This window comes from Streptomyces sp. DG2A-72, from assembly GCF_030499575.1.
Classification (GTDB): Bacteria; Actinomycetota; Actinomycetes; order Streptomycetales; family Streptomycetaceae; genus Streptomyces.
Genome location: NZ_JASTLC010000001.1, coordinates 18,891 through 38,378 on the forward strand (window position 1 = coordinate 18,891; position 19,488 = coordinate 38,378).

Below are 19,488 nucleotides of genomic sequence, written 5' to 3' on the forward strand. Positions count from 1 at the left end.
CCTTGAGGGATCCTCAAGGGGTAGCGGGGAAGATGCAACTGAGGCCCAGGTCTTAAACAGACCTCTTGGTATGCAAATTTGGGGGGCTGGCCCGCGCGGACTGCTCCTGCGGGGGGACGGCGGTCAGCAGGTTCGAGCCCGCGCACACCAGCCCGTCCAGGTTCTGCCGGCCGGCGAGCAGCGGCAGCAGGACCTCCCAGAAGCGGGTGACGCTGCGGCGGGAGAGCCAGGAGACGTCCTCGCCGCCGAGGATCTCGAAGCCCGCGGTCGCGGCGACGATGACGCGGGCGCCGTCCGCGGCGGACACCCCTTGGGCCAGGGCGCCGCTGCGCTCGGCCCGGCGCAGGCTGTCCTCCACCCAGCGCTGCCACTGCCTGCGCAGGGAGGGCCCGCCCCGGCGCGCGGCGTCGCCGGCGAGTTCGAAGCCGCCGCGGACCACGATGTCGCGGGCGAGGCTGTCCATCAGCTCGTGCGTGGCGTCCACCACCGTCTGCAGGGAGTCGCCGTGGCGGGCCCGCGCCGTCTCGGTGATCCGCCCGAGGGCCTCGGCGGCCTGGGCCCGGACCGCTTCGGCGAGCCTGTTCTTGCTGGCGAAGTGGAAGTGCAGCGCACCGTTGCTGACACCGGCCCGGCCGCTGATGGTGCTCAGCGAGGCGGTGACGAAGCCTTCCTCGGCGAACACCGCGGCCGCGGCCTGGATCAGCGCGTGCCGGGTGCGCACCGCTCGCTCCTGTTTGACCATGTGCACTCTCCTACACAGAGCGGGAGACCGGGGGCCGCCGCCGCACCGGCGTCCCGCGTCCCGTGGGCGTGGTGCTACTGCGGGGGATTGCCGTGCTTGCGGGAGGGCAGGTCGGCGTGCTTGCTGCGGAGCATGGCCAGGGAGCGGATGAGGACCTCGCGGGTGGCGGCCGGGTCGATGACGTCGTCGACCAGGCCGCGCTCGGCCGCGTAGTAGGGGTGCATGAGCTCGGTCCTGTACTCCTTGACCATCTTGTGCCGCATGGCCTCGGGGTCTTCCGCCTCGGCGATCTGCCGGCGGAAGATGACGCCCGCCGCGCCCTCGGCGCCCATCACGGCGATCTCGTTGGTCGGCCAGGCGTAGGTCAGGTCGGCGCCGGTGGACGCCGAGTCCATCACGATGTACGCGCCGCCGTAGGCCTTGCGCAGGATCAGCGAGATCCGCGGCACGGTCGCGTTGCAGTAGGCGTACAGCAGCTTCGCGCCGTGCCGGATGATCCCGCCGTGCTCCTGGCCGACGCCGGGCAGGAATCCGGGGACGTCCAGCAGGGTGACGAGCGCGATGTTGAAGGCGTCGCACATCTGGACGAAGCGTGCGGCCTTCTGCGACGCCTCGATGTCCAGGACCCCGGCCAGGGACTGCGGCTGGTTGGCGACGATGCCGACGACCTGGCCGTCCAGCCGGGCCAGCGCGCAGATGATGTTGCGGGCCCAGCGCTCGTGGACCTCGAGGTACTCGCCGTCGTCGACGATCTCCTCGATGACGGCGGCCATGTCGTAGGGCCGGTTGCCGTCGGCCGGCACCAGGTCCAGCAGCACCTCCGAGCGCCTCTCGGCCCGGTCACCGCCCAGCGCCCTCGGCGGGGCCTCCCGGTTGTTCTGCGGGAGCATCGACAGCAGGTAGCGCACCTCCGCCAGGCACGTCTCCTCGTCGTCGTAGGCGAAGTGGGCCACACCGGAGGTCTCGGCGTGCACGTCCGCGCCGCCCAGGCCGTTCTGCGTGATCTCCTCACCGGTCACCGTCTTGACCACGTCCGGGCCGGTGATGAACATCTGCGAGGTCTCACGGACCATGAACACGAAGTCGGTCAGCGCCGGGCTGTAGGCCGCGCCGCCCGCGCACGGGCCCAGCACCACCGAGATCTGCGGGATCACACCCGAAGCCCTGGTGTTGCGCTGGAAGATGCCGCCGTACCCGGCAAGCGCCGAGACACCCTCCTGGATACGGGCCCCCGCGCCGTCGTTCAGCGACACCAGCGGCGCCCCGGTGGCAAGCGCCATGTCCATGATCTTGTGGATCTTCGTGGCGTGGGCCTCGCCCAGCGCACCGCCGAAGATGCGGAAGTCGTGCGCGTACACGAAGACCGTACGGCCCTGGACCGTCCCCCAGCCGGTGATCACACCGTCCGTGTACGGCTTGTTCATCTCCAGCCCGAAACCGGTCGCCCGGTGCCGGCGCAGCTGCTCGACCTCCCGGAAGGAACCCGCGTCCAGCAGCAGCCCGATCCGCTCCCGCGCGGTCAGCTTGCCCTTGGCGTGCTGCGCCGCGGTCGCCTTCCCACCGGGACCGGCCAGCGCCTGCTCACGGATGCCGTGCAGTTCCGCCACCCGCCCGCGGATATCGGTGGGCCCCGGTCCGGCCGGTGCCAGGGCAGTCGTCATCGCCATGTCAGGTGCCTTCCTGGGACAAGACCGTTCAGGCCCCGTCCCGGATCGTGACAGCATAATAACAAACCGCACGCGCGGTTTCTATTGTACGTATTGCGGGGGCCGCCGCCGGCCTCAGCGCCGGCCCCCGGCCTCAGTGCCAGCCGTCGGGCGCCGCGTAGGCGTCCGGCGTGCGCCACCACCGCATCCCGGCGACCGGCGGCTGCCCGGGCGCCTGGCGTGCGGGCGCCCGCACGGCGAGCAGCACCGCGACCACGGCGGCCAGTTCCGCCTCGTCGGGCCGGCCCCGCTCCACCCTGATCAGGACTTCCCTCCCGTCCATCCGACCGCTCCCCCTTCACCTCGGGCCTTAGGGACACGGTCGGGCAGGCCGCTCAAGAATGGCTTTGAGATCACTTGAGGTGCGCCGGCGGGCCGCCCCTGACCCGCCCCGGCAGACACCAGCCGTCACACGGCCCGGCGTGCGGGGACGACCTGCGGGTCCCGGGCGGGCCACAGGCCGCCAGGCGATCACCCGCACATCGGGGAATGCGCCGCTCCTTTTCGCGCCGGGCGGAGTGCCGCGTTCCTTCTAGAAATTAAACCGGGTGGTATGTATCTTCGCTCTCCTGAGGGCTCTGCCACTTACATTCAAGCCACAGCGGCTCAGGGGGAATCATGTCTGCGAGCACGTTCCACAGGAACCGCGCGATACGCAGCGCGGCACACACCGGGAGCGACACGGCCCTTACCGGGACCGGTGCCCTGCCCCACCGGTCCCTGACCACCACGGTCCCCAAGGAATTCGTCCACCGCGCGAGCGTCGCCGAGGTCATGCTGACCGACTGGGCGCGCATGGACGACGATCATTTCTGCGTCGAGGCCCAGTGGCCCCGCGGACACAGCTTCTTCGTCAACGTGGACGACTGCCACGACCCGCTGATCGCTGCCGAAACGATCCGCCAGGCCGGCATCCTCCTGGCGCACACCGAGTACGGCGTCCCGCTCGGCCACCACTTCCTCATGTGGGACCTCGCGATCGACGTCCGGCCCGCGCACCTGCGGGTCGGCAGCGCACCCGCCTCGCTCGAGCTGGACATCACCTGCCACGACGTCAAGTGGCGCCGCGGCAACCTGGCAGGGTTCCACTACAACGTCACCATCCGCCGGGGCCCTCACATCGCCGCAACGGGACGCGCCGACTTCACCTGTGTGCAGCCGGCGACATACAACCGCCTGCGCACCCAGCAGCTGGACGGGGGGCGGCCCGCGCTGCCCCTCACCGCCCCGATAGCACCCCAGGACGTCGGCCGGGTCTCCCCCATGGACGTCGTCCTGTCCCCCATCGGGCAGCCCAACTCCTGGCAGCTCAGGGTCGACACCCGCCACCCCGTCCTCTTCGACCACCCCACCGACCACGTACCGGGCATGGTGCTGCTCGAGGCCGCCCGCCAGGCCACCGCCGCCACCGCGGGGCGCCCGGTCATCCCCCTGGACATCACCAGCGAGTTCAAGCGCTACGCCGAACTGCACACGCCCTGCCTGATCGAAGCGCGCCCTGCGCCCGGCACGGACACGGACCGGCCGCAGTCCGTGCTCGTGACCGGACACCAGGAAGGGCAGCTCGTGTTCCGCTCCACCGTCACCATGGCCCCCCTCACCCAGTGAGCCAGCGGCCCGTGCCATGACCCGCCCGGCGCGGCGGCCGCCCCGCCTCATCCGCCGCGCCGGACGCGAACACCGCCACACGGCCCATCGCCCAGACACCGAAAGTTCCGGCACGGCTCGTGACCCGCTCCACCGTCACCATGGCCTGCCTCACCCAGTGAGCCAGCGGCCCGTGCCATGACCCGCCCGGCGCGGCGACTGCCCCGCCTCATCCGCCGCGCCGGGCACGAACGCCGCCAGATGGTCCTTCGCCCAGACACGGAAGGTTCTGGCCGGGCGGCCGGTCACCGCGCGCACCGTGTCCTGAACCTGCGCCTTGGCTCCCGCCCGCTGACGTTCCGCGCTCTGCAGCAGCGCCTCGACGACCGGCACCGGATAGCGCCGGCCCAGCGCGAGGCGCGCCTGGCCCGGGCTCAGTTCCTCCAAGCGCAACGGCACCCCGAGCAGCCGGCCGAGCTGATCCACCTGCTGAGCCGCACTGAGCGCCTCCGGCCCGGTCAGCGTGTAGGCCCCTCCCGCGTGCCCGTCCTCGGTCAGGACGCGCACGGCCACCTCCGCGACGTCCCGGGGATCCACGCAGGCATTGACAGACGACCCATACAGCGCCCGGACCACGCCTTCGCAGCGCACGGACCGCGCCCAGGACAGCGTATTGGACATGAACGCGCGCGGACGCAGCACAGTCCACTGAAGACCCGAGGCACACAACACCTCCTCACCGGCACGCTGCCACCGGGTGACCAGGTCATCGGCACAGCGGTCAACAACAGCGGCCGCCGAGAGCTTCACCACCCGCCCGACACCGGCCATCTGCGCAGCACGAATGAACCGGACATCGTCACCGCCGGCGACATCACCGGTCACCAGGAACGCCGTGCGAACCCCCGCCAGAGCCCGGCCAAGCGACCGCGGATCCCTGTAGTCCCCCGCAACTATCTCCGCAGTCTCAGACGCCCCCCTCACCCGTGCCGGATCCCGGGCCATGACACGAACGCCCACATCCGCCCCCAGCAGCCGGACCACCTCCCGGCCCACCGTCCCGGTGGCCCCCGTCACGAGAATCATCACACCCCTCCCCACCCACCCGCATGCCTGCCCGCATGCCCGCCTGCCTGCCACACACCGACCGCACCTGCCGCGCCCCACAGCCCCCTCGTCCCTCGTCCGTCGTCCGTCGTCCGTCGTCCGTCGTCCGCCTGCAGGCTTCACGCCATTCCTTGAATTCGGCACGACCGGAGGGCTGCGCACCACGCGACTACCTGTAAGATACAAACTAGACGGTTTTTTTGTAAGGGGTCTCCGGGCTCATCGATTGGAGGAGGCCGACATGGTCAAGCAGGACCGGGCAATCCGGACACGGCGAACGATCCTCGTCGCCGCGGCCAGGATCTTCGAGGAACGCGGCTACCAGGCCGCGACCATCAGCGAGATCCTCGCCGCGGCCGACGTGACCAAGGGGGCCCTGTACTTCCACTTCCCCTCGAAGGAACACCTGGCCCAAGGAGTGCTCCACGAGCAGGACCAGCAGCTGCCCATCCCCGACCGCGCCTGCAAGATCCAGCAGATCGTGGACACCGTGCTGCTGCAGGCATACCGGCTGCAGACCGACCCGATGGTACGGGCAGGCGTGCGGCTCTCACTCGACCAGCAGGCCCACGGACTCGACCGCAGCGGCCCCTTCGTACGCTGGGCCGAGGTCGTCACCGAACTGCTGGAAAAGGCACAGACCCAAGGCGAACTGCTCCCGCACGTCCAGCCGAAGGAAACCGCCGACGTCATGGTGGGCTCCTTCGCCGGCGTCCAGGCCATGTCCCAGGCCATGTGCAACTACCAGGACCTGCTGAACAGGGTCGCCGCCCTGCTGCGGCACCTGCTGCCCAGCGTGGTCCTGTCCTCCGTCCTGACCTCCGCAGACCTCACCGAGAGCCGCGGCGCAGCGGTCTTCGAGGAACTTCAGGCACTGGCCACATCCGCACGCCGGCCCTAGACACCCCAGCCAGCCAGACCCCCCGCCACCACACCCCGGGCACCCCCGGCAGCCGGGGCAGCCGGGGCAGCCGGGATGCCCGGGGTGACCGGGGTGACCGGGGTGACCGGGGTGTCCGGGGTGTCCGGGGTGTCCGGGGGGCCGCCGAACCACTGCCCCAGCGCCGCCTCAAGCCCCTCACCCCCCGGCCCCCAGGCGACATACCCGTCGGGCCGCACCAGCAGCGCCTCGCACGGCAGCTGCGGCGTCCGCGCCGCCCGCACGATACGCAGCAGCGAGCCCCAGCCCCGCGCCTGCCGAAGATAACGGCCGCCCCGCTCACCGAACAGCAGCAGCAGGGGCCGGCCCTCACGCAGCAGCCCGATCACATCAGCAGGACCCTCACGGGTAGCCAGCTGGACATTATGCAAAAACCTTCCCTCCCACGGAGAGGGCCGCGCGGTACGCGGCGGAAGAACCGTGTCCTGGGCACTGACCATGGCCGCCAGCGCGCCACCCTCCCCGCCACCGGCCAGCAACCGGCCGAACAGCACACGCAGCCGGTCGAACTCGGGCCCCGGCCGCATCAGAGCCAACTGGGCCCGCGCACTGTCGATAACCCGCTGAGCAGCAGGCCGGCGCTCGGCATCATAGGTGTCCAGCAGCCCCGCGCCCGCACCGCCACGCACCGTAAACGCAAGCTTCCAGCCGAGGTTGACCGCATCCAGCAGCCCGGTAGACAGCCCCTGCCCACCGATCGGGAAATGCACATGCGCCGCATCCCCCGCCAAAAAGATCCGCCCCCTGCGGTAGGACACCGCCAACCGGGAGAAATCACTGAACCTGCTCAACCACCTCCCCTCCCCCAACGCGACATCCCGCCCCGCGATCCAGCACACCTCCCGCCGCAACTCCTCCAAAGTCAGCGGCACACCACGCTCAACATGCGCACCCCCGCAATTAAGAGTCCGCAACCGCACCACACCCCCCGCCACCTCCTTGGCAACAATCCACCCCCGCTCCGTACGATGCCACCCCGCCTCAAGAACCCCACCCCCCACCACACGAACATCACCCGCCAACGCCGACACCGTGGCCGGACACGTCCGCGACACAAAACCCCCCTGCTCCCGCACCACACTGCGCGCACCATCCGCCCCCACCAAATACCCACCCACCAACCCCACCCGCCCCCCCGGACCCTGCGCCGTAACACCCACCCCCTCCCGCCCCTGCCACACCCCCGTCACCCGATACCCACGCAAAACCCACGCACCAGCCACCCGCGCCCGCCACTCAAAATGACGCTCCAACTCCTCCTGCGAACACTTCAACACCGCCTCCGGCTCCCCAGCAGGAACCGAAATCACCAACCCCGGAATCCCCCCAAAATGAAACAAACCACCCCCCACACCACCCCCACCCACCAACCCCCCCAAATAACCACGCCTCACCAAACACTGCACCGCACGCGCATGCAACGTCGTCGCCTTCGGCCACCCCGACACACCCACAGCCGACTCCACCACCACCGTCCGCACCCCAAACCCCGCCAACTCCGCAGCAAGAACCAACCCCACCGGCCCCCCACCCACAACCACCACCTCCACCCGCAAACCCCACACCAACCCCACCCCCCCAACCACCCACACCAACGAACCCACCAACGAACCCACCAACGAACAAGAAATATACCGGTTGGACGGTTCTTTGCAAGCCATTGACCGACCTACACAACCAACCACCAACCCCACACCCCACACCCCACACCCCATGCCACCGACCACCCACACACAGACCCACAACCCCCTCCCCGAAACCCGCACCACCCAGGGCCACCGCCGCCCCCTGCGACAGCAGCCAGAGTCGGCTCAGAGGCCATCTCCATAGGCGGGTGGCTGGTCGAAGCGACCTGCCGATTGGGACGCACAGTGCGGGTGCGACGATGCGGGCATGCGTGAGTTGAGCCAGCTGATCGATGTCGAGGAACCGGCCTGGCCGGAGCTCAGGGAGACACTTGATGCAAGTCCGGTGTCTGTCGAGGTGCTTCCGCTCGATGCTGATCTGGGCAGTGCGTCGATTCTTCAGCTGCAGGTCACGGCCAGGTCGTACCTGGGTGCGGTGGCTCTGCACTGCGGCGGTCTGCTGGTGGACGACGGATGGCTGCGGGTCTTCGGCAGCCCCGAAAGTGAGGCTGCGCACGGGGTGCCGAGCCTGGCTCGCGTGAATCAGTTCCCCGAAACGTTCGACCCGGCGTGGCAGCCTGAGATGGGTTTGGTCTTGGCACACGACGTGCTGGGCGGCGTCTTCGCTCTCAACGGCGCTGCTCCCGCCAGTGCCGGCCAGCCCGGCGAGGTTGTCTACTTCGCCCCGGATTCCCTTCGCTGGGAGGCTCTAAGTGTCGGTCACTCGACGTGGCTGGCCTGGCTGGTGTCCGGGGCACTCGATGAGTTCTACGCCGATCTGCGCTGGCCCGGCTGGCACGAGGAGGTCCGGGCGCTGGACGGTAAGCAGGGCTTGTCACTGTTGCCACCATTGTGGTCTGCCGAGGCGCGCCAGGACATCTCCGCCACCAGCCGCCGAGCCGTATCCATGAGGGAGTTGCTTGGCGTCGCCAGGGACTCATGCCGACAGTTCGATGGCGTTGATCCGGGCTTTCTCGGCGCCGTGTGAATCGGCCGCCCCGTCCAGCCGGCGATAACAGATCAGGGCAGCAGCGATCCCGGCGAAGGCCAGGAAGTGCTCCGCCTTGCGCTCATAGCGACGATGCAGGCGGCGGCAACCGGCCAGCCAGGCCACCGTTCGCTCCACGGTCCAGCGGTGGCGGCCCAGCCGCTGGGAGGACTCGATACCCTTGCGAGCAATGCGCGGGATGATGCTCCGGGACCGGAGCCATCGGCGCAGGTGATCATAGTCGTAGCCCTTGTCACCGCGGAGCTTGGCCGGCCGTCGCCGCCGTGGCCCGCGCCGGGAGCGGATGGGCGGGATACCCCGCACAAGGGGCTCCAGCCCCTGGCGGTCGTGGGTGTTCGCGGCGGAGAGACCGATGGAGACAGGCAAGCCGCTCCGCTCTGTAATCAAGTGGATCTTTAATCCCTTCTTGCCGCGATCTACGGGATTCGGACCCGTCAGGTCCCCCCTTTCGCTGCCCGCATATCGACCGAGTCGATCGCGCACCGCGACCAGTCCAGGATGCCGCGGGCGCCGAGCTCGTCCAGGATCAGGCGGTAGAGCTTGCCCCACACCCGGGCCCGCTCCACTCGGTGAAGCGCCGGTGTGTGGTCGGCCCGGACAGGCCGAAGTCCGGCGGCAGTTGCCGCCACGCGCAGCCCGCCGTGGCCACGAAGACGACGGCCGCCAGCACCTGCCGATCTCCATACCTGCGTCGACCACCACCCTGAGGCCGTACCGGGGCAGCCCGAACCACCCCCTGGAACAACTCCCACAACCCATCCGGCACCAGACGCTCCACCATCGCCATCACGGCCGCCAGACAAGTGACCAAGCCAGTTGAGACGACCTCTTAGCACTAGGGTCCGTCTTCAAACGGATCTTGCCCAGAGCAGGAATGACGCGAGTGTGACCGCTGCTTCGTAGGAGGCGGCGGTCTTCTCGTATCGGGTGGCGATTCCACGGAAGCCTTTGAGCCGGTTGAAGCAGCGTTCGACGACGTTGCGTTGACGGTAGACCTGCCGGTCGAACACCGGTGGCCGCCCGCCGCGACCGCCACGGTTGTGCCGGTGTCGCTGCTGGTCGGTCTTCTCCGGGATAGTGTGCCCGATGCCGCGTTTACGCAGGTAGGCGCGGAAGCCGCGGGAGCTGTAGGCCTTGTCTGCGATGACCTGATCAGGCCTGCAACGGGGTCGGCCCGGTCCGGTGCGAGGGACACGGATGCGCTCCAGAAGAGGGCGCGCGCAGATGCTGTCGTGACGTTGCCCTGGCGTCACCAGGACTGCGAGCGGGCGCCCCTTGCCGTCGCAGGCGAGATGGATTTTGGTGGTCAGTCCGCCTCGGGATCGACCGAGGGCGTGATCGTCCGGTTCGTCCGGCCGATGGTGCCCCCTTTTCGGCCGGTGGCGGCCGCGTGCTGGTGGACGCGGACGATGGTGGAGTCGATCTGGACGAGCCAGTCGATGTCGCCGGCCGCGTCCGCACCAGCTTGGATCTGCTGAAGAGCCCGGGTGAACACGCCGTCCAGGGCGTAGCGGCGGAAGCGGGTGCAGACGGTCTGCCATGGACCGTAGCGTTCCGGCAGGTCACGCCAGGATATCCCGGTCCGGATCTTGTAGACCATCCCGTTGATGACCTGCCGGTCCGACACCCGCGGCCGGCCCGTCACAGCCCGCGGTATCAGCGGAGCGAGTAACTCCCACTCCTGATCGGTGAGTTCATGACGACGTATCATCCCACCATGATCCACCACTCGATGATCTTTGAAGACGGACCCTAGCTGTAGATCGCTATTCGCGCTGGTCAGAGGCGGCTTCTCGGAGTCTACTGGCTGACGCTGCGTCATGTGGTTGGAGTTCGTGACGCCGGGCGCGGCGTTGATAGTGACAGCGTTGGGCGGTGGCCTGATGGCGGCGTCGGAATCGGGACCATCTCAGTGCGCGATCGCGGTCGGGACCGTGTGCTGGGAGGGCAGACCTAACTGCCAGGAGCCGCCGGATCTCCGCCAGGGTGAGGGGTGCGAGGGCTGATCCGTTTCTGCGGCCCCCCCTTGCGCTTGCCTGGGCAGCCATGGCGGCGAGGAAGGCGTGGGCGAGCATGGCCAAGGTGACGTGCCGATACCAGCCGGGGTAGCGGCGGACCTCGTATTGGTCCAGGCCGCACTCGTTCTTCGCGCTTTGAAAGCACTCCTCGATCGCCCACCGAGACCCGGCGACGGCGACCAGCGTCTCGATGGTCGTGCCGACGGGGGCGTAGGCCATGTAGTAGGCGATCTCCTCAGGGCGGGCCAGGCTGCGGCGGGCCAGCACCCACCGGTCATGGGTGGGAGTGTCCCCGTCGAAGAATGGAACGGCCGGCAACTTGGCCGCGGCCCAGTCGTAGACGCGCGGGCCCTTGGCGCCGTCACCTGCCGAGAGCCGCTGCCAGGCATCGTCGGGTGCTTCGGCGATCAGTTGGTCGATGCGCCAGATCCCGGCGAGCGACTTGATCTGCTGGGATTTCGGCACGGCCAGCACGTCGCCGACTCCGGTCTCCTCCAGCATCCGGCGAAAGCGCCACTCCTGCCCGTAGAGGCTGTCGGCCGTCACCCACACGATCGGCAGCGTCGAGGCGAGCGCCCGGGCGATCATCGCCTTGGCCAGCTCACCTTTGGTGGCGAACGCCCGCTCATCGGGAACCTTCGCCGCACGGCACCGCTCCCGATCGTCGGTCCATGACTTCGGCAGATACAGCTCCCGGTCCACCAGCGTCCGGCCCCGGCGGGATGCGTAGGCGGCGAACACCCCGATCTGGCAGTTCTCGGTGCGTCCGGCAGTCCCGCTGTACTGGCGCTGCACCCCGGCGGAGGTGGTGCCCTTCTTCAAGAACCCAGTGTCGTCGATGATCAGCACGCCGTCATCGCCCCCGAGGCGCTCAGCGACGTATGCCTGCAGGTCATCGCGGACCCCGTCCGCCTCCCAGCAGGCACGGTTGAGCAGGTGCTGCAGCCCGCCGGGACCATCGTGACCCGCGTACTCCGCCAGCTGCCAGCCGATCTTTCTGTCCACCGGCCCGAGCAGCCCGCGCACGTATGCGCGCATCTGCCGGCGCAGATCGACCCGGGAGAACCGGTGGCCGACCCGCACCAGCGCCTCATCGAGCTGTGCCGCCCATTCCTCGGCGTATTCCCATTCCCGCACGACCAGTTCAACGGGCCGCCGCGCCCGGCGTCACGAACTCCAACCACATGACGCAGCGTCAGCCAGTAGACTCCGAGAAGCCGCCTCTGCCCAGCGCGAATAGCGAACTACCGCTGGAGTATTAGGGCTCCTAACAAAAGTGGTGGGCTTGACCTGGTCAGCGGTCGGTGTCGTGCACGAGGCCGCCGGGTAGCGGGACGCGGTCAGCCGCGTAATCGCACGCGATAAACCCGGCGACGTCGGCGATCATCTCCGGGAGACTGGTCGCCCATGGATGAGGTCAAAGTCGTCGTCGCCCATTCCGAGCGCGCGACTCTGCGCGTCGGTGACGTGTTCTTGAAGGTGGACGCCGATCAGGCGCGTATCGACGTCGAGGTCGAGGCGATGTCTCTGGCGCCGGTCCCGACCCCGGAGGTCCTGTGGCGCAAGCCGCCCGTGCTCGCGATCGCCGCACTCCCGGGGACGACGCTCGGGCGCCTCGGAGGGCCGTCGACCGGGTCGCCGGCGGCGTGGGCCGCGGCGGGTGCCGCCATCGGGAAGCTGCACGAAGCGTCCCTGCCGCGCCTGCCGGGCCGGGCCGGGCGGAGCATCGTCGCGTTGGCGGCGGAACTCGACGACGAGTGCGAGTTGCTCGTGACGAACGGTGTCCTGCCCGCTGACCTGGTCACCCGCAACCGCCAGGTCGCCGAGGCCGCGCTCCGGCCGTGGACTGCGGCGTTCACACACGGCGACCTGCAGATCGCGCACGTCTTCGTCGACGGCGACGAGGTCACCGGCATCATCGACTGGTCCGAGGCGGGCCAGGGTGATGCCCTGTACGACCTCGCCACCTTCACGCTCGGACACGAGGAGCACCTCGACGACGTCATCGCCGGCTATGGCAGCGACATCGACCTCGACGTGATCCACGCGTGGTGGTCGTTGCGAAGCCTGCTGGCGGTTCGCTGGCTGATCGAGCACGGCTTCGACCCCTTCGCGCCGGGCTGTGAGGTCGCCGTGCTGAGATCCCGGATGTGAGGCTGCGCGGGCCCGACTGCTACGTATGCGTGTCGACGCATCGAGCAGGCCATCCCCTGGGGCGACCGCCCGCCCTTACTCTCAACAAAGCAGTTCACCGACAAGCTGGGCATCGGGCCGATGCTGGTGCCCGAGAAGGGCAAGCCGGTGGCGGCGTACCGGCCGCCGCAGGAAGGTGTCTTCTGGATCTCGGGAGACTCCAAGCGGGTACGGGACGCGAGCAGGCTGCTGGAGTACTTCACCCTGCCGGAGCACTACGTGAAGCTCGCGGAGAAGATGGACCAGCCGCCGCTGGACCTGTCCGCGATCGACAAGGCCGACGTGCACCCGGCGTACAAGAAGGTTGTCGCGCTCTTCCAGGACGCGGTCTTCAAGGCCCCGGCGCCGGCCAGGCGGAACCCGGGCGTGGCCGTGGTGCAGGCGGAGCAGAAGGAGATTCAGCCGCAGTTGGGTGAGGTCGTGCAGGGGTTGTTCAGCGGCGACCTCACCTCGGTGCGCGGTGAGCTGAAGGCGCTCAGCGACCGCAGCGAGAAGAACCGCGAGCAGGCGCTGGCGAAGGCGAAGAGGAAGGGCGCGAAGGTGGACCTTGAGGACTGGGCCTTCTCCAACTGGGAGCCTCGGAAGGACTACACGGCGGAGATGTACGAGAAGGCGTAGGCCGGGCTCACGGCAGCGTGGTGCGTAGGAGCGCGTCGAGCGTGGCGGTCTGAAGATCGCGCTGTACGGCGGCGGCCTCGGCAGACCGGCGAGGTTGTGGACCTCGCCGGGGTCGGAAGCCATGTCGTGCAGCTCCGTGTGTGATGCCCAACAGATTCGGCAGCTGCGGCGACAGCCACGCGACTTCCCGGAGGTTGCTGTACGCCCTGTGGTTACGCGGATAACGCCCCGTCAGCAGCGAGCTACGGCTCGGCAGACACCACGGACTCGCCGTGTACGCCCAGGCCGAGGACCGTCCCCTCCCCCGCCAACCGGTCCAGATGCGGCGTCCCCACCGCCCGGCCCCCGTAACACCCCAGTGCATCCCGCCGCAGCTGATCCGCCGTGATCAACAACACCGCGGGCCGGTCGGTGGGCATCGAATCACTCCTCCCGGCCGTCTCAAGACAGCGCCGGGGTTGGCAAGTTGAGTATTACGTTGTACACGCAACGGCAGTGACACCGCCACCCCGGAGGGGAGCAGGATGCACCGACGTACAGCACTCGCCGCAGCACTCGGCGGCGTGCTCGTTTTCACCGCCATCACCCAGGCAGGACCCGCCTCCCGCGAAGCGGAGGCGGCAGGCGTCACGATCACCGTCGGCACGGAGCCGACCGCCGCCCCCGTCCGCGATGAGATCGTCGGCGCCAACCACCGCTGGCTGCGCAACGGGCTCGGGATGTGGGACGCCGAACGAGACGAGCCGTCCGCCCGCATGGTCGAGCTGGCGAAGAAGACCAAGCTGAAACTCGTCCGATATCCCGGCGGCACCGTCGCCAACCTCTACGACTGGAAGCAGGCGATCGGCCCGCAGGACAAGCGCGGCTGCCAGGTCGGCGGCGGCTTCGTCGGCGGGGGCGGCGAGCCGATGGACAGCAGGTACGGGCCGGACGAGAACGAGCGCTTCGTCGACGTGATCGGCGCCCGCACCACCGTCATGACCAACGGCACCACCCAGACCCCGCAGGACGCCGGCGACTACGTCGAGTACATGAACGCCGAGGTCGGCGCCAACCCCAACGGCGGCACCGACTGGGCCAAGGTCCGCGCCGACAACGGCCACCCGGCCCCGTACGACGTCCGCGTCTGGGAGGTCGGCAACGAGCTCTATCTCCCCAACCAGGCCTACTGGCGCGCCGAAAACCTCGACACCCGGCTGCGGCAGTTCGCCTTCGGCGGCACCCAGCGGCAGCAGGACCAGCCCGTCGGTCACAGGTGCGACCACCGGCCGGAGGCCGGGGTGAGCGACGGCTCGGCCGGACAGGACTTCCAGGTCTGGTATCCGCCCGTCGTCCCGGGCAGCGCCACGGTGCGGGTCGGCGGCGAGACCTGGCGCCGGGTAGCCGACCTCGGCTCCGCCGGTCCCGACGCCGCCGTGTACGAGCTGGACGCGAAGACCGGCCGGGTCCGTTTCGGCGACGGCGAACACGGCCGTATCCCGCGCGCGGACGCCCCGGTCCGGGCCGACTACGACTCCGGCCCGCACGCCGGATTCACCGACTTCTACGCGGCGATGAAGAAGGCCGACCCGTCCATCTCGGTCTGCTCTCCCTGGGAGAAGACCAAGTTCGTGAAGCTCATGGGCCGCGAGCACGCGTACGACTGCCTCAGCCCGCACCTCTACCTGAACAAAGAAGTGAGCGGCGCCCCCGCCGAGATCCACGACCGGTTCATGCCGGAGGCGGACAAGGTGGTGGACGAGGAACTCGACGCGCTCGAAGCGGCGATCGAGCAGTACGGGCCGGGGGGCGGCAAGCGACCATTCCTCGAGGTGAGCGAGTACGGGACGATCAACTCGGGCAGCGCGGGCAGCACCCCGGAGGGATGGGCCGGGTCGATGACCAATGTGCTCATCCAGAGCGGACACGTCATCGGAATGATCAACCACGGCGTGCCCCTCGCCGTCTCCTCGAACCTCAACTCCGGCAAGCCCGTGGCGGGCGAGCTCTTCGGCGGCGCGCCCGAGTTCACCGACACCGGTCGCGCCCGCATGCTCGCCCTGGTGAGCAAGCTGGCCGGCTCGGCGCCGGTGAAGCGCGAGGTGCGGAACAACCCGCAGGCCACCGGCGGCGGCTACGCGGCGCTGCGGGTGCTGAGCACCCGCGCCGGGGACGGCACGGTGCGGCTGTTCGTGCTGAACCGGGACCGCGAGCAGGCCGTGACCGCCGGCCTTGCCCTGCCGCCGGGGTCCGGGGCCAAGGCCACCGTGCACACCCTGAACGGCGCGGAGATCTCCAGCTACAACAGCGCCACCCATCCCGACGCCCTCAAGGTGACGTCCACCGAGAAAGACGCCGGAGACGGCGGACTCCAGCACAGCTTCCCTGCTCACTCCGTCACATTGATCGAGGTGAATGCATGAGAACGCGACTGAGGAACGCGCTGCCACCGGGCTCGCCCTGGCGCTGACGGCAGCCGGGGTGACGGCGGCGGCCGTCAGCAGCGACGGCTCGCCGGCCGCAGTGACGCCACCGGCGAACGACAGCCGGTCGATGGCCGGGCTGTGGCGCGGCGACTACGGCGGCTGGGCCCGGGACGCGGCGGGAGACCGCGCGCGAAGGTCACGACGAGCACATGCTCGGCGAGAAGCGGGCGGTGCGGCCGGTGAAAGATCTGCAGCAGGACGTCGCGGTGCACAGCACCGGCGATGCCTACGTCGCCACGACGGAGTTCGGAGCGCTGTGGTTCGGCGGCCAGGGCGACGTCTCGGCGTTACGCAGGGAGGATCGGTGTCTCCACGGTGGCCGGTGCAAGCTTCACCAGCTACAACAGCGGCGAGCATCCCGACGACGTACGGCTGGCGCAGAGCACGGCCGAGGTCCCGTCGGGACGCTTCGAGCACAGCTTCCCGGCTGCCTCGGTGACGGTGCTGGAGCCGGCGAAGGCGCCGTAATGGGGGTGGGCGGGCCCGCCGGTGCGGACCCGCCCGCGCCCGGGGCAGAATGCTTCAAGTCGGCGGGGGCCCGCCTGTGCGGCGGGGTGCGGGGAGAGCGGCAATGAGCGCGACAATCAAAGACGTGGCCCAACTGGCGGGCGTGTCCATGAAGACGGTGTCCAACGTCCTCAACGACTATCCGCATCTGACGCCGGAGACCCGGGGAAAGGTCGAGCGGGCGCTGACCGAGCTGGACTACCGGCCCAACATCGCCGCCCGCAACCTGCGCAGTGGCCGCACCGGCCTGATCGCGCCGGCGGTCCCGACGACGATCAATCCGTACTTCGCCGAAATCTCGCACCTGATCGTCAAGGAGGCCCAGGACCGCGGCCTCACCGTGCTGATCGACTGCACGGAGGGCGATCTGGAGCGGGAGAAGCACGTCGCCGAGGGCTTTCGCAGCCAGATGCTCGACGGCATGATCCTGCAGCCATGGTCGCTGTCCGCCACGTATCTGCGCAACCGCGCCGACCGGACGCCACTGGTGCTGCTCGGCGAGCGCAAGGTCCGCTCCGCGGACAGCGTGGCCATCGACAGCAAGGCGGCGGTGGCCGCGGCCACCGGGCACCTGGTGGGCCTCGGCCGCCGGCGGATCGGCGCGATCGGCCCGCCGCCGACCCGGCGCACCGGCGCCCCACAGGAGCCGCGGCAGCGGCACGCCGGCTATCTGGCCGCCCTCACCGCGGCCGGGATCGAGCCCGACCCGGCGCTGGTCGCCCACCACCAGCCGAATGCCCGCAGGACGTCACCGAGGCCGTGGTGGACCACCTCCTCGCGCTGCCGGAACCGCCGGACGGGATCTTCTGCTTCAACGACCGCACCGCACTCGCCACCCTGAGCGAGCTGTGCACGCGAGGCGTCCGCGTGCCGGACGACATCGCCGTCATCGGCGTGGACGACGTGGAGGGCGCCCGGCTGTCCACCCCCTCGCTGTCGTCCATCGCGCCGGACAAGCAGGGCATCGCCCGTACTGCGGTCAGCATGCTCATGGAGCGCATCGAGGGCGCCGACCGCCCGGCGCGGCAGGTGGTCGCCGGCTTCGAGGTGATGGCGCGGGAGAGCACAGTGGGCACGGACACAGACGTGCACGGCAACCCCGCCGCTCCCCCGCCACACCGCCTCGCTCGGTGATGTGGCCGACCGCCACCGCGGCCGAGGTCTCTCCGCCGGGCGCGCGCCCACCCGCGCGTCACCGGCCATCGGTGGCCCACACACCGGGCCCGCCCGCTGTAGGGGTCGCCACCGTCACTGACCGCCCCTCCCCTGCCTGGCGTTTCGCAGACGTAATCCGGACGGGCGGCACAGGAGGAGGGACGAATCCGCGAACTGGCCATCGGACAGCCTGGAGAAGCTTCGGCGGCCCCGCGGAGGCGAGCACGGCCATCCCGCTCTCCCGCCCTGCACGCAGCCAGCGTTCCACCGACCGCTCACTTACCCGCAGATCCTTCGCGATCACTGCGGTCTTCTCGCCGCGATCGAACCGCTCGCCCGCCTCGTACCGGATCCCCTCGCGAAACCGCCGCCGCTCCGCGGTCAGTCCGCCACCCTGCGCGTACCGCATACCCCCGGCCTACCGCAGGATCACCACACGTACGACCCCCGACAACAATCCGAAGAGCTCAGTAGCCCTCAGGGCTTGGAAAACGAGCTTGTTGAGGTGTGCTGGGCACAAGGGAGCCGGGAATGAGGTGTGTACGAGGAGTGCTTCGCCCCACTCCCGACATCACCCGGCACGCGTCTTCGGTAGGTGCGTCGACGCGGTCACCGCCACCGCATCTCCGCAGGTCACAGGGGGCGCAGCCCGACCAGCCCTTGATTGTGGCTCCCGCCGGGGGCGCTCTCTTATGGGCTGGCCAACGGCCCGAGCGACCGCCGCGGCCCGTTCCCCGATCTGGGCGAGATCCGGGGCGACAGCGCCCAAGATCGTGGCTTGGAGTTGGACACCGTGGTCCCGGCCGTCGTAACGGACGCGGAGCTGGAAGGCATCGAAGATCTCGCGCTTCAGGGCGTCCGGGAGCTGGGCGAACCGGAAGCTGAGCTGTGGGATCGCCTCAATGAGTTCTACGTCTCCGGGACCATCCGATGACGCCGCTTCTTCGCGGTACTGCTTCAGCTGGGCAAGGACTTCCCGACGCTTGTGTTCCAAGGCGTCGAAGCGCTTACGAATGCCCTTGCGGAACTCCGCCGCTGTCTCGGGATCACCGCCGTCTGCGTCGGGCGATGCCAGCTGGTCGAGGAGGAGTTCCTTGCGGTGGGCGAGGCGGTCGGACTCGTTCTGGAGGCGCTGGATGTCGGCTGACCTGTCCGGGCTGGTGGCTTCCGGTGCCGCGGCCATGGCAGCTGCGAGGAGCTCACGGCGCTGGGGGCCGAAGAGGCGGTCTTCGAAGAAGGTGTGGATGGCTTCGAGCATAATGCGTTCGCTGATCCAGACCGCTTTGGGGTGGGAGGCGTACCAGGCGGCATCCTGGTGTTGGTCTTTCTTCGGCTGGCAGGCGTAATACGAGCGTCCCTTGCTGTCCTTGCCGTACATCCGGTGGTTGCAGAGTGCGGAGAAGAGGTAGGAGCGCAGCACGTAGAAGCGGTCGGCGGAGGCTGCGGCGGCGCGGGCCCCGCACTCCTTGCGGATTTCGGGGTGTGCGGAGGTGCTGGGCCAGGCCGCGTCGAAGAGCTGCGGGGTGATGAGCGGCTCGTGCGTGGGCCGGGGAGACCAGACCCACTCGCTGACGGGGTTGGCGCGGTTGCCGCGCTTCTTACGGGCCTTGCGATTCCACACCTGGTAGCCGGTGTACTTGGGGTTCTCCAGGATGGAACGGACAGCGGAGCGGGTCCAGCGGTGCTTGGCGGTGGCGGCCCGGTTGGGCCGGGGTGGCGGGTACTTGCGCAGGTCGGTGTTCAGCTTGGCGGCGATGCGCTCGTAGCTGAGTTTCGCCAGGACCCGCAACCGGAAGATCTCGGTGACAACGTGCCG

At 69.4% G+C, this 19,488-nt stretch carries 16 protein-coding genes and 4 pseudogenes; 9 read left to right on the plus strand and 11 right to left on the minus strand.

Translation table 11 applies throughout. The features are described 5' to 3' along the window. Positions 1–52: 52 nt before the first annotated feature. The 3 genes from QQY66_RS00120 to QQY66_RS00130 form a co-directional block, all read right to left on the minus strand. Positions 53–742 carry a ScbR family autoregulator-binding transcription factor gene (locus QQY66_RS00120; protein ID WP_301976966.1) on the minus strand — a complete coding sequence of 230 codons (690 nt, stop codon included), beginning with the start codon at positions 740–742 and terminating at the stop codon, positions 53–55. Between the two features lie 74 nt (positions 743–816). Further along, positions 817–2,403 carry an acyl-CoA carboxylase subunit beta gene (locus tag QQY66_RS00125; RefSeq protein WP_301987078.1) on the minus strand — a complete coding sequence of 529 codons (1,587 nt, stop codon included), beginning with the start codon at positions 2,401–2,403 and terminating at the stop codon, positions 817–819. A 139-nt stretch (positions 2,404–2,542) separates the two neighbouring features. Then, a complete protein-coding gene (locus tag QQY66_RS00130; RefSeq protein WP_301976967.1) occupies positions 2,543–2,731 on the minus strand; it encodes an acyl-CoA carboxylase epsilon subunit in 189 nt (62 codons plus the stop codon). 335 nt (positions 2,732–3,066) lie between these two features. Here QQY66_RS00130 and QQY66_RS00135 point away from each other — a divergent pair, with 335 nt between their 5' ends. Continuing rightward, positions 3,067–4,056: a ScbA/BarX family gamma-butyrolactone biosynthesis protein gene (locus tag QQY66_RS00135; RefSeq protein ID WP_301976968.1), complete on the plus strand. Its 990-nt coding sequence runs from the start codon at positions 3,067–3,069 to the stop codon at positions 4,054–4,056. A 150-nt stretch (positions 4,057–4,206) separates the two neighbouring features. Here QQY66_RS00135 and QQY66_RS00140 read toward each other — a convergent pair whose 3' ends face one another. Further along, a complete protein-coding gene (locus QQY66_RS00140; protein WP_301976969.1) occupies positions 4,207–5,121 on the minus strand; it encodes an NAD(P)H-binding protein in 915 nt (304 codons plus the stop codon). A 262-nt stretch (positions 5,122–5,383) separates the two neighbouring features. On the opposite strand from QQY66_RS00140, the gene QQY66_RS00145 reads away from it, so the two are divergent. After that, a complete protein-coding gene (locus QQY66_RS00145) occupies positions 5,384–6,043 on the plus strand; it encodes a ScbR family autoregulator-binding transcription factor (protein ID WP_301976970.1) in 660 nt (219 codons plus the stop codon). Here the strand turns inward: QQY66_RS00145 and QQY66_RS00150 are convergent. Further along, entirely contained in the window at positions 6,040–7,797 is a 1,758-nt protein-coding gene (locus QQY66_RS00150; protein WP_367667068.1) for an FAD-dependent monooxygenase, read from the minus strand. The genes QQY66_RS00145 and QQY66_RS00150 overlap by 4 nt on opposite strands. A gap of 178 nt (positions 7,798–7,975) precedes the next feature. Here QQY66_RS00150 and QQY66_RS00155 point away from each other — a divergent pair, with 178 nt between their 5' ends. Further along, positions 7,976–8,695, plus strand: coding sequence for a DUF2625 domain-containing protein (locus tag QQY66_RS00155; RefSeq protein ID WP_301976972.1), 720 nt, complete (start codon positions 7,976–7,978; stop codon positions 8,693–8,695). Here QQY66_RS00155 and QQY66_RS00160 read toward each other — a convergent pair. The 3 genes and pseudogenes from QQY66_RS00160 to QQY66_RS00170 all read right to left on the minus strand — a co-directional run. Beyond that, a pseudogene (locus tag QQY66_RS00160) lies at positions 8,645–9,497 on the minus strand (IS5 family transposase). The gene QQY66_RS00155 and the pseudogene QQY66_RS00160 sit on opposite strands and share 51 nt — an antisense overlap. A gap of 67 nt (positions 9,498–9,564) precedes the next feature. After that, a protein-coding gene (locus QQY66_RS00165) for an IS5 family transposase (protein WP_301987079.1) occupies positions 9,565–10,427 on the minus strand; the annotation gives its coding sequence in 2 pieces (ribosomal slippage) (positions 9,565–10,068 and positions 10,071–10,427; 861 coding nt in all). Between the two features lie 340 nt (positions 10,428–10,767). Continuing rightward, positions 10,768–11,772: pseudogene (locus QQY66_RS00170) on the minus strand (IS701 family transposase); the annotation flags it as partial. Between the two features lie 369 nt (positions 11,773–12,141). Here QQY66_RS00170 and QQY66_RS00175 point away from each other — a divergent pair. Next, a complete protein-coding gene (locus QQY66_RS00175) occupies positions 12,142–12,888 on the plus strand; it encodes a phosphotransferase family protein (RefSeq protein WP_301976973.1) in 747 nt (248 codons plus the stop codon). Between the two features lie 120 nt (positions 12,889–13,008). Further along, a complete protein-coding gene (locus tag QQY66_RS00180; RefSeq protein WP_301976974.1) occupies positions 13,009–13,545 on the plus strand; it encodes a hypothetical protein in 537 nt (178 codons plus the stop codon). A gap of 242 nt (positions 13,546–13,787) precedes the next feature. On the opposite strand, the gene QQY66_RS00185 is transcribed toward QQY66_RS00180, so the two are convergent. Beyond that, on the minus strand, positions 13,788–13,964 hold the full coding sequence (locus QQY66_RS00185) for a sulfatase-like hydrolase/transferase (protein WP_301976975.1): 177 nt from the start codon (positions 13,962–13,964) through the stop codon (positions 13,788–13,790). A 105-nt stretch (positions 13,965–14,069) separates the two neighbouring features. On the opposite strand from QQY66_RS00185, the gene QQY66_RS00190 reads away from it, so the two are divergent. From QQY66_RS00190 to QQY66_RS00205, 4 genes and pseudogenes are all read left to right on the plus strand, one after another. Next, positions 14,070–15,947, plus strand: coding sequence for a hypothetical protein (locus tag QQY66_RS00190; RefSeq protein WP_301976976.1), 1,878 nt, complete (start codon positions 14,070–14,072; stop codon positions 15,945–15,947). 378 nt (positions 15,948–16,325) lie between these two features. Then, complete coding sequence (locus tag QQY66_RS00195; RefSeq protein WP_301976977.1) at positions 16,326–16,478, plus strand: hypothetical protein; 153 nt, start codon at positions 16,326–16,328, stop codon at positions 16,476–16,478. Positions 16,479–16,626: 148 nt separating this feature from the next. Continuing rightward, positions 16,627–17,166 (plus strand): annotated as a pseudogene (locus tag QQY66_RS00200) (LacI family DNA-binding transcriptional regulator); the annotation flags it as partial. A 17-nt stretch (positions 17,167–17,183) separates the two neighbouring features. Further along, a pseudogene (locus tag QQY66_RS00205) lies at positions 17,184–17,651 on the plus strand (substrate-binding domain-containing protein); the annotation flags it as partial. Positions 17,652–17,709: 58 nt separating this feature from the next. Here QQY66_RS00205 and QQY66_RS50145 read toward each other — a convergent pair. Continuing rightward, on the minus strand, positions 17,710–18,081 hold the full coding sequence (locus tag QQY66_RS50145; RefSeq protein ID WP_367666946.1) for a helix-turn-helix domain-containing protein: 372 nt from the start codon (positions 18,079–18,081) through the stop codon (positions 17,710–17,712). 162 nt (positions 18,082–18,243) lie between these two features. Continuing rightward, a complete protein-coding gene (locus tag QQY66_RS00210; RefSeq protein WP_301976978.1) occupies positions 18,244–19,461 on the minus strand; it encodes a recombinase family protein in 1,218 nt (405 codons plus the stop codon). Positions 19,462–19,488 lie beyond the last annotated feature (27 nt).

Bases quoted from the DNA above. Each gene is read 5' to 3' on its own strand.
- QQY66_RS00120 (WP_301976966.1), bottom strand. From the start codon at position 742: ATGGTCAAACAGGAGCGAGCGGTGCGCACCCGGCACGCGCTGATCCAG.
- QQY66_RS00125 (WP_301987078.1), bottom strand. From the start codon at position 2,403: ATGACGACTGCCCTGGCACCGGCCGGACCGGGGCCCACCGATATCCGC.
- QQY66_RS00130 (WP_301976967.1), bottom strand. From the start codon at position 2,731: ATGGACGGGAGGGAAGTCCTGATCAGGGTGGAGCGGGGCCGGCCCGAC.
- QQY66_RS00135 (WP_301976968.1), top strand. From the start codon at position 3,067: ATGTCTGCGAGCACGTTCCACAGGAACCGCGCGATACGCAGCGCGGCA.
- QQY66_RS00140 (WP_301976969.1), bottom strand. From the start codon at position 5,121: ATGATTCTCGTGACGGGGGCCACCGGGACGGTGGGCCGGGAGGTGGTC.
- QQY66_RS00145 (WP_301976970.1), top strand. From the start codon at position 5,384: ATGGTCAAGCAGGACCGGGCAATCCGGACACGGCGAACGATCCTCGTC.
- QQY66_RS00150 (WP_367667068.1), bottom strand. From the start codon at position 7,797: ATGGGGTGTGGGGTGTGGGGTGTGGGGTTGGTGGTTGGTTGTGTAGGT.
- QQY66_RS00155 (WP_301976972.1), top strand. From the start codon at position 7,976: ATGCGTGAGTTGAGCCAGCTGATCGATGTCGAGGAACCGGCCTGGCCG.
- QQY66_RS00175 (WP_301976973.1), top strand. From the start codon at position 12,142: ATGGATGAGGTCAAAGTCGTCGTCGCCCATTCCGAGCGCGCGACTCTG.
- QQY66_RS00180 (WP_301976974.1), top strand. From the start codon at position 13,009: ATGCTGGTGCCCGAGAAGGGCAAGCCGGTGGCGGCGTACCGGCCGCCG.
- QQY66_RS00185 (WP_301976975.1), bottom strand. From the start codon at position 13,964: ATGCCCACCGACCGGCCCGCGGTGTTGTTGATCACGGCGGATCAGCTG.
- QQY66_RS00190 (WP_301976976.1), top strand. From the start codon at position 14,070: ATGCACCGACGTACAGCACTCGCCGCAGCACTCGGCGGCGTGCTCGTT.
- QQY66_RS50145 (WP_367666946.1), bottom strand. From the start codon at position 18,081: ATGCGGTACGCGCAGGGTGGCGGACTGACCGCGGAGCGGCGGCGGTTT.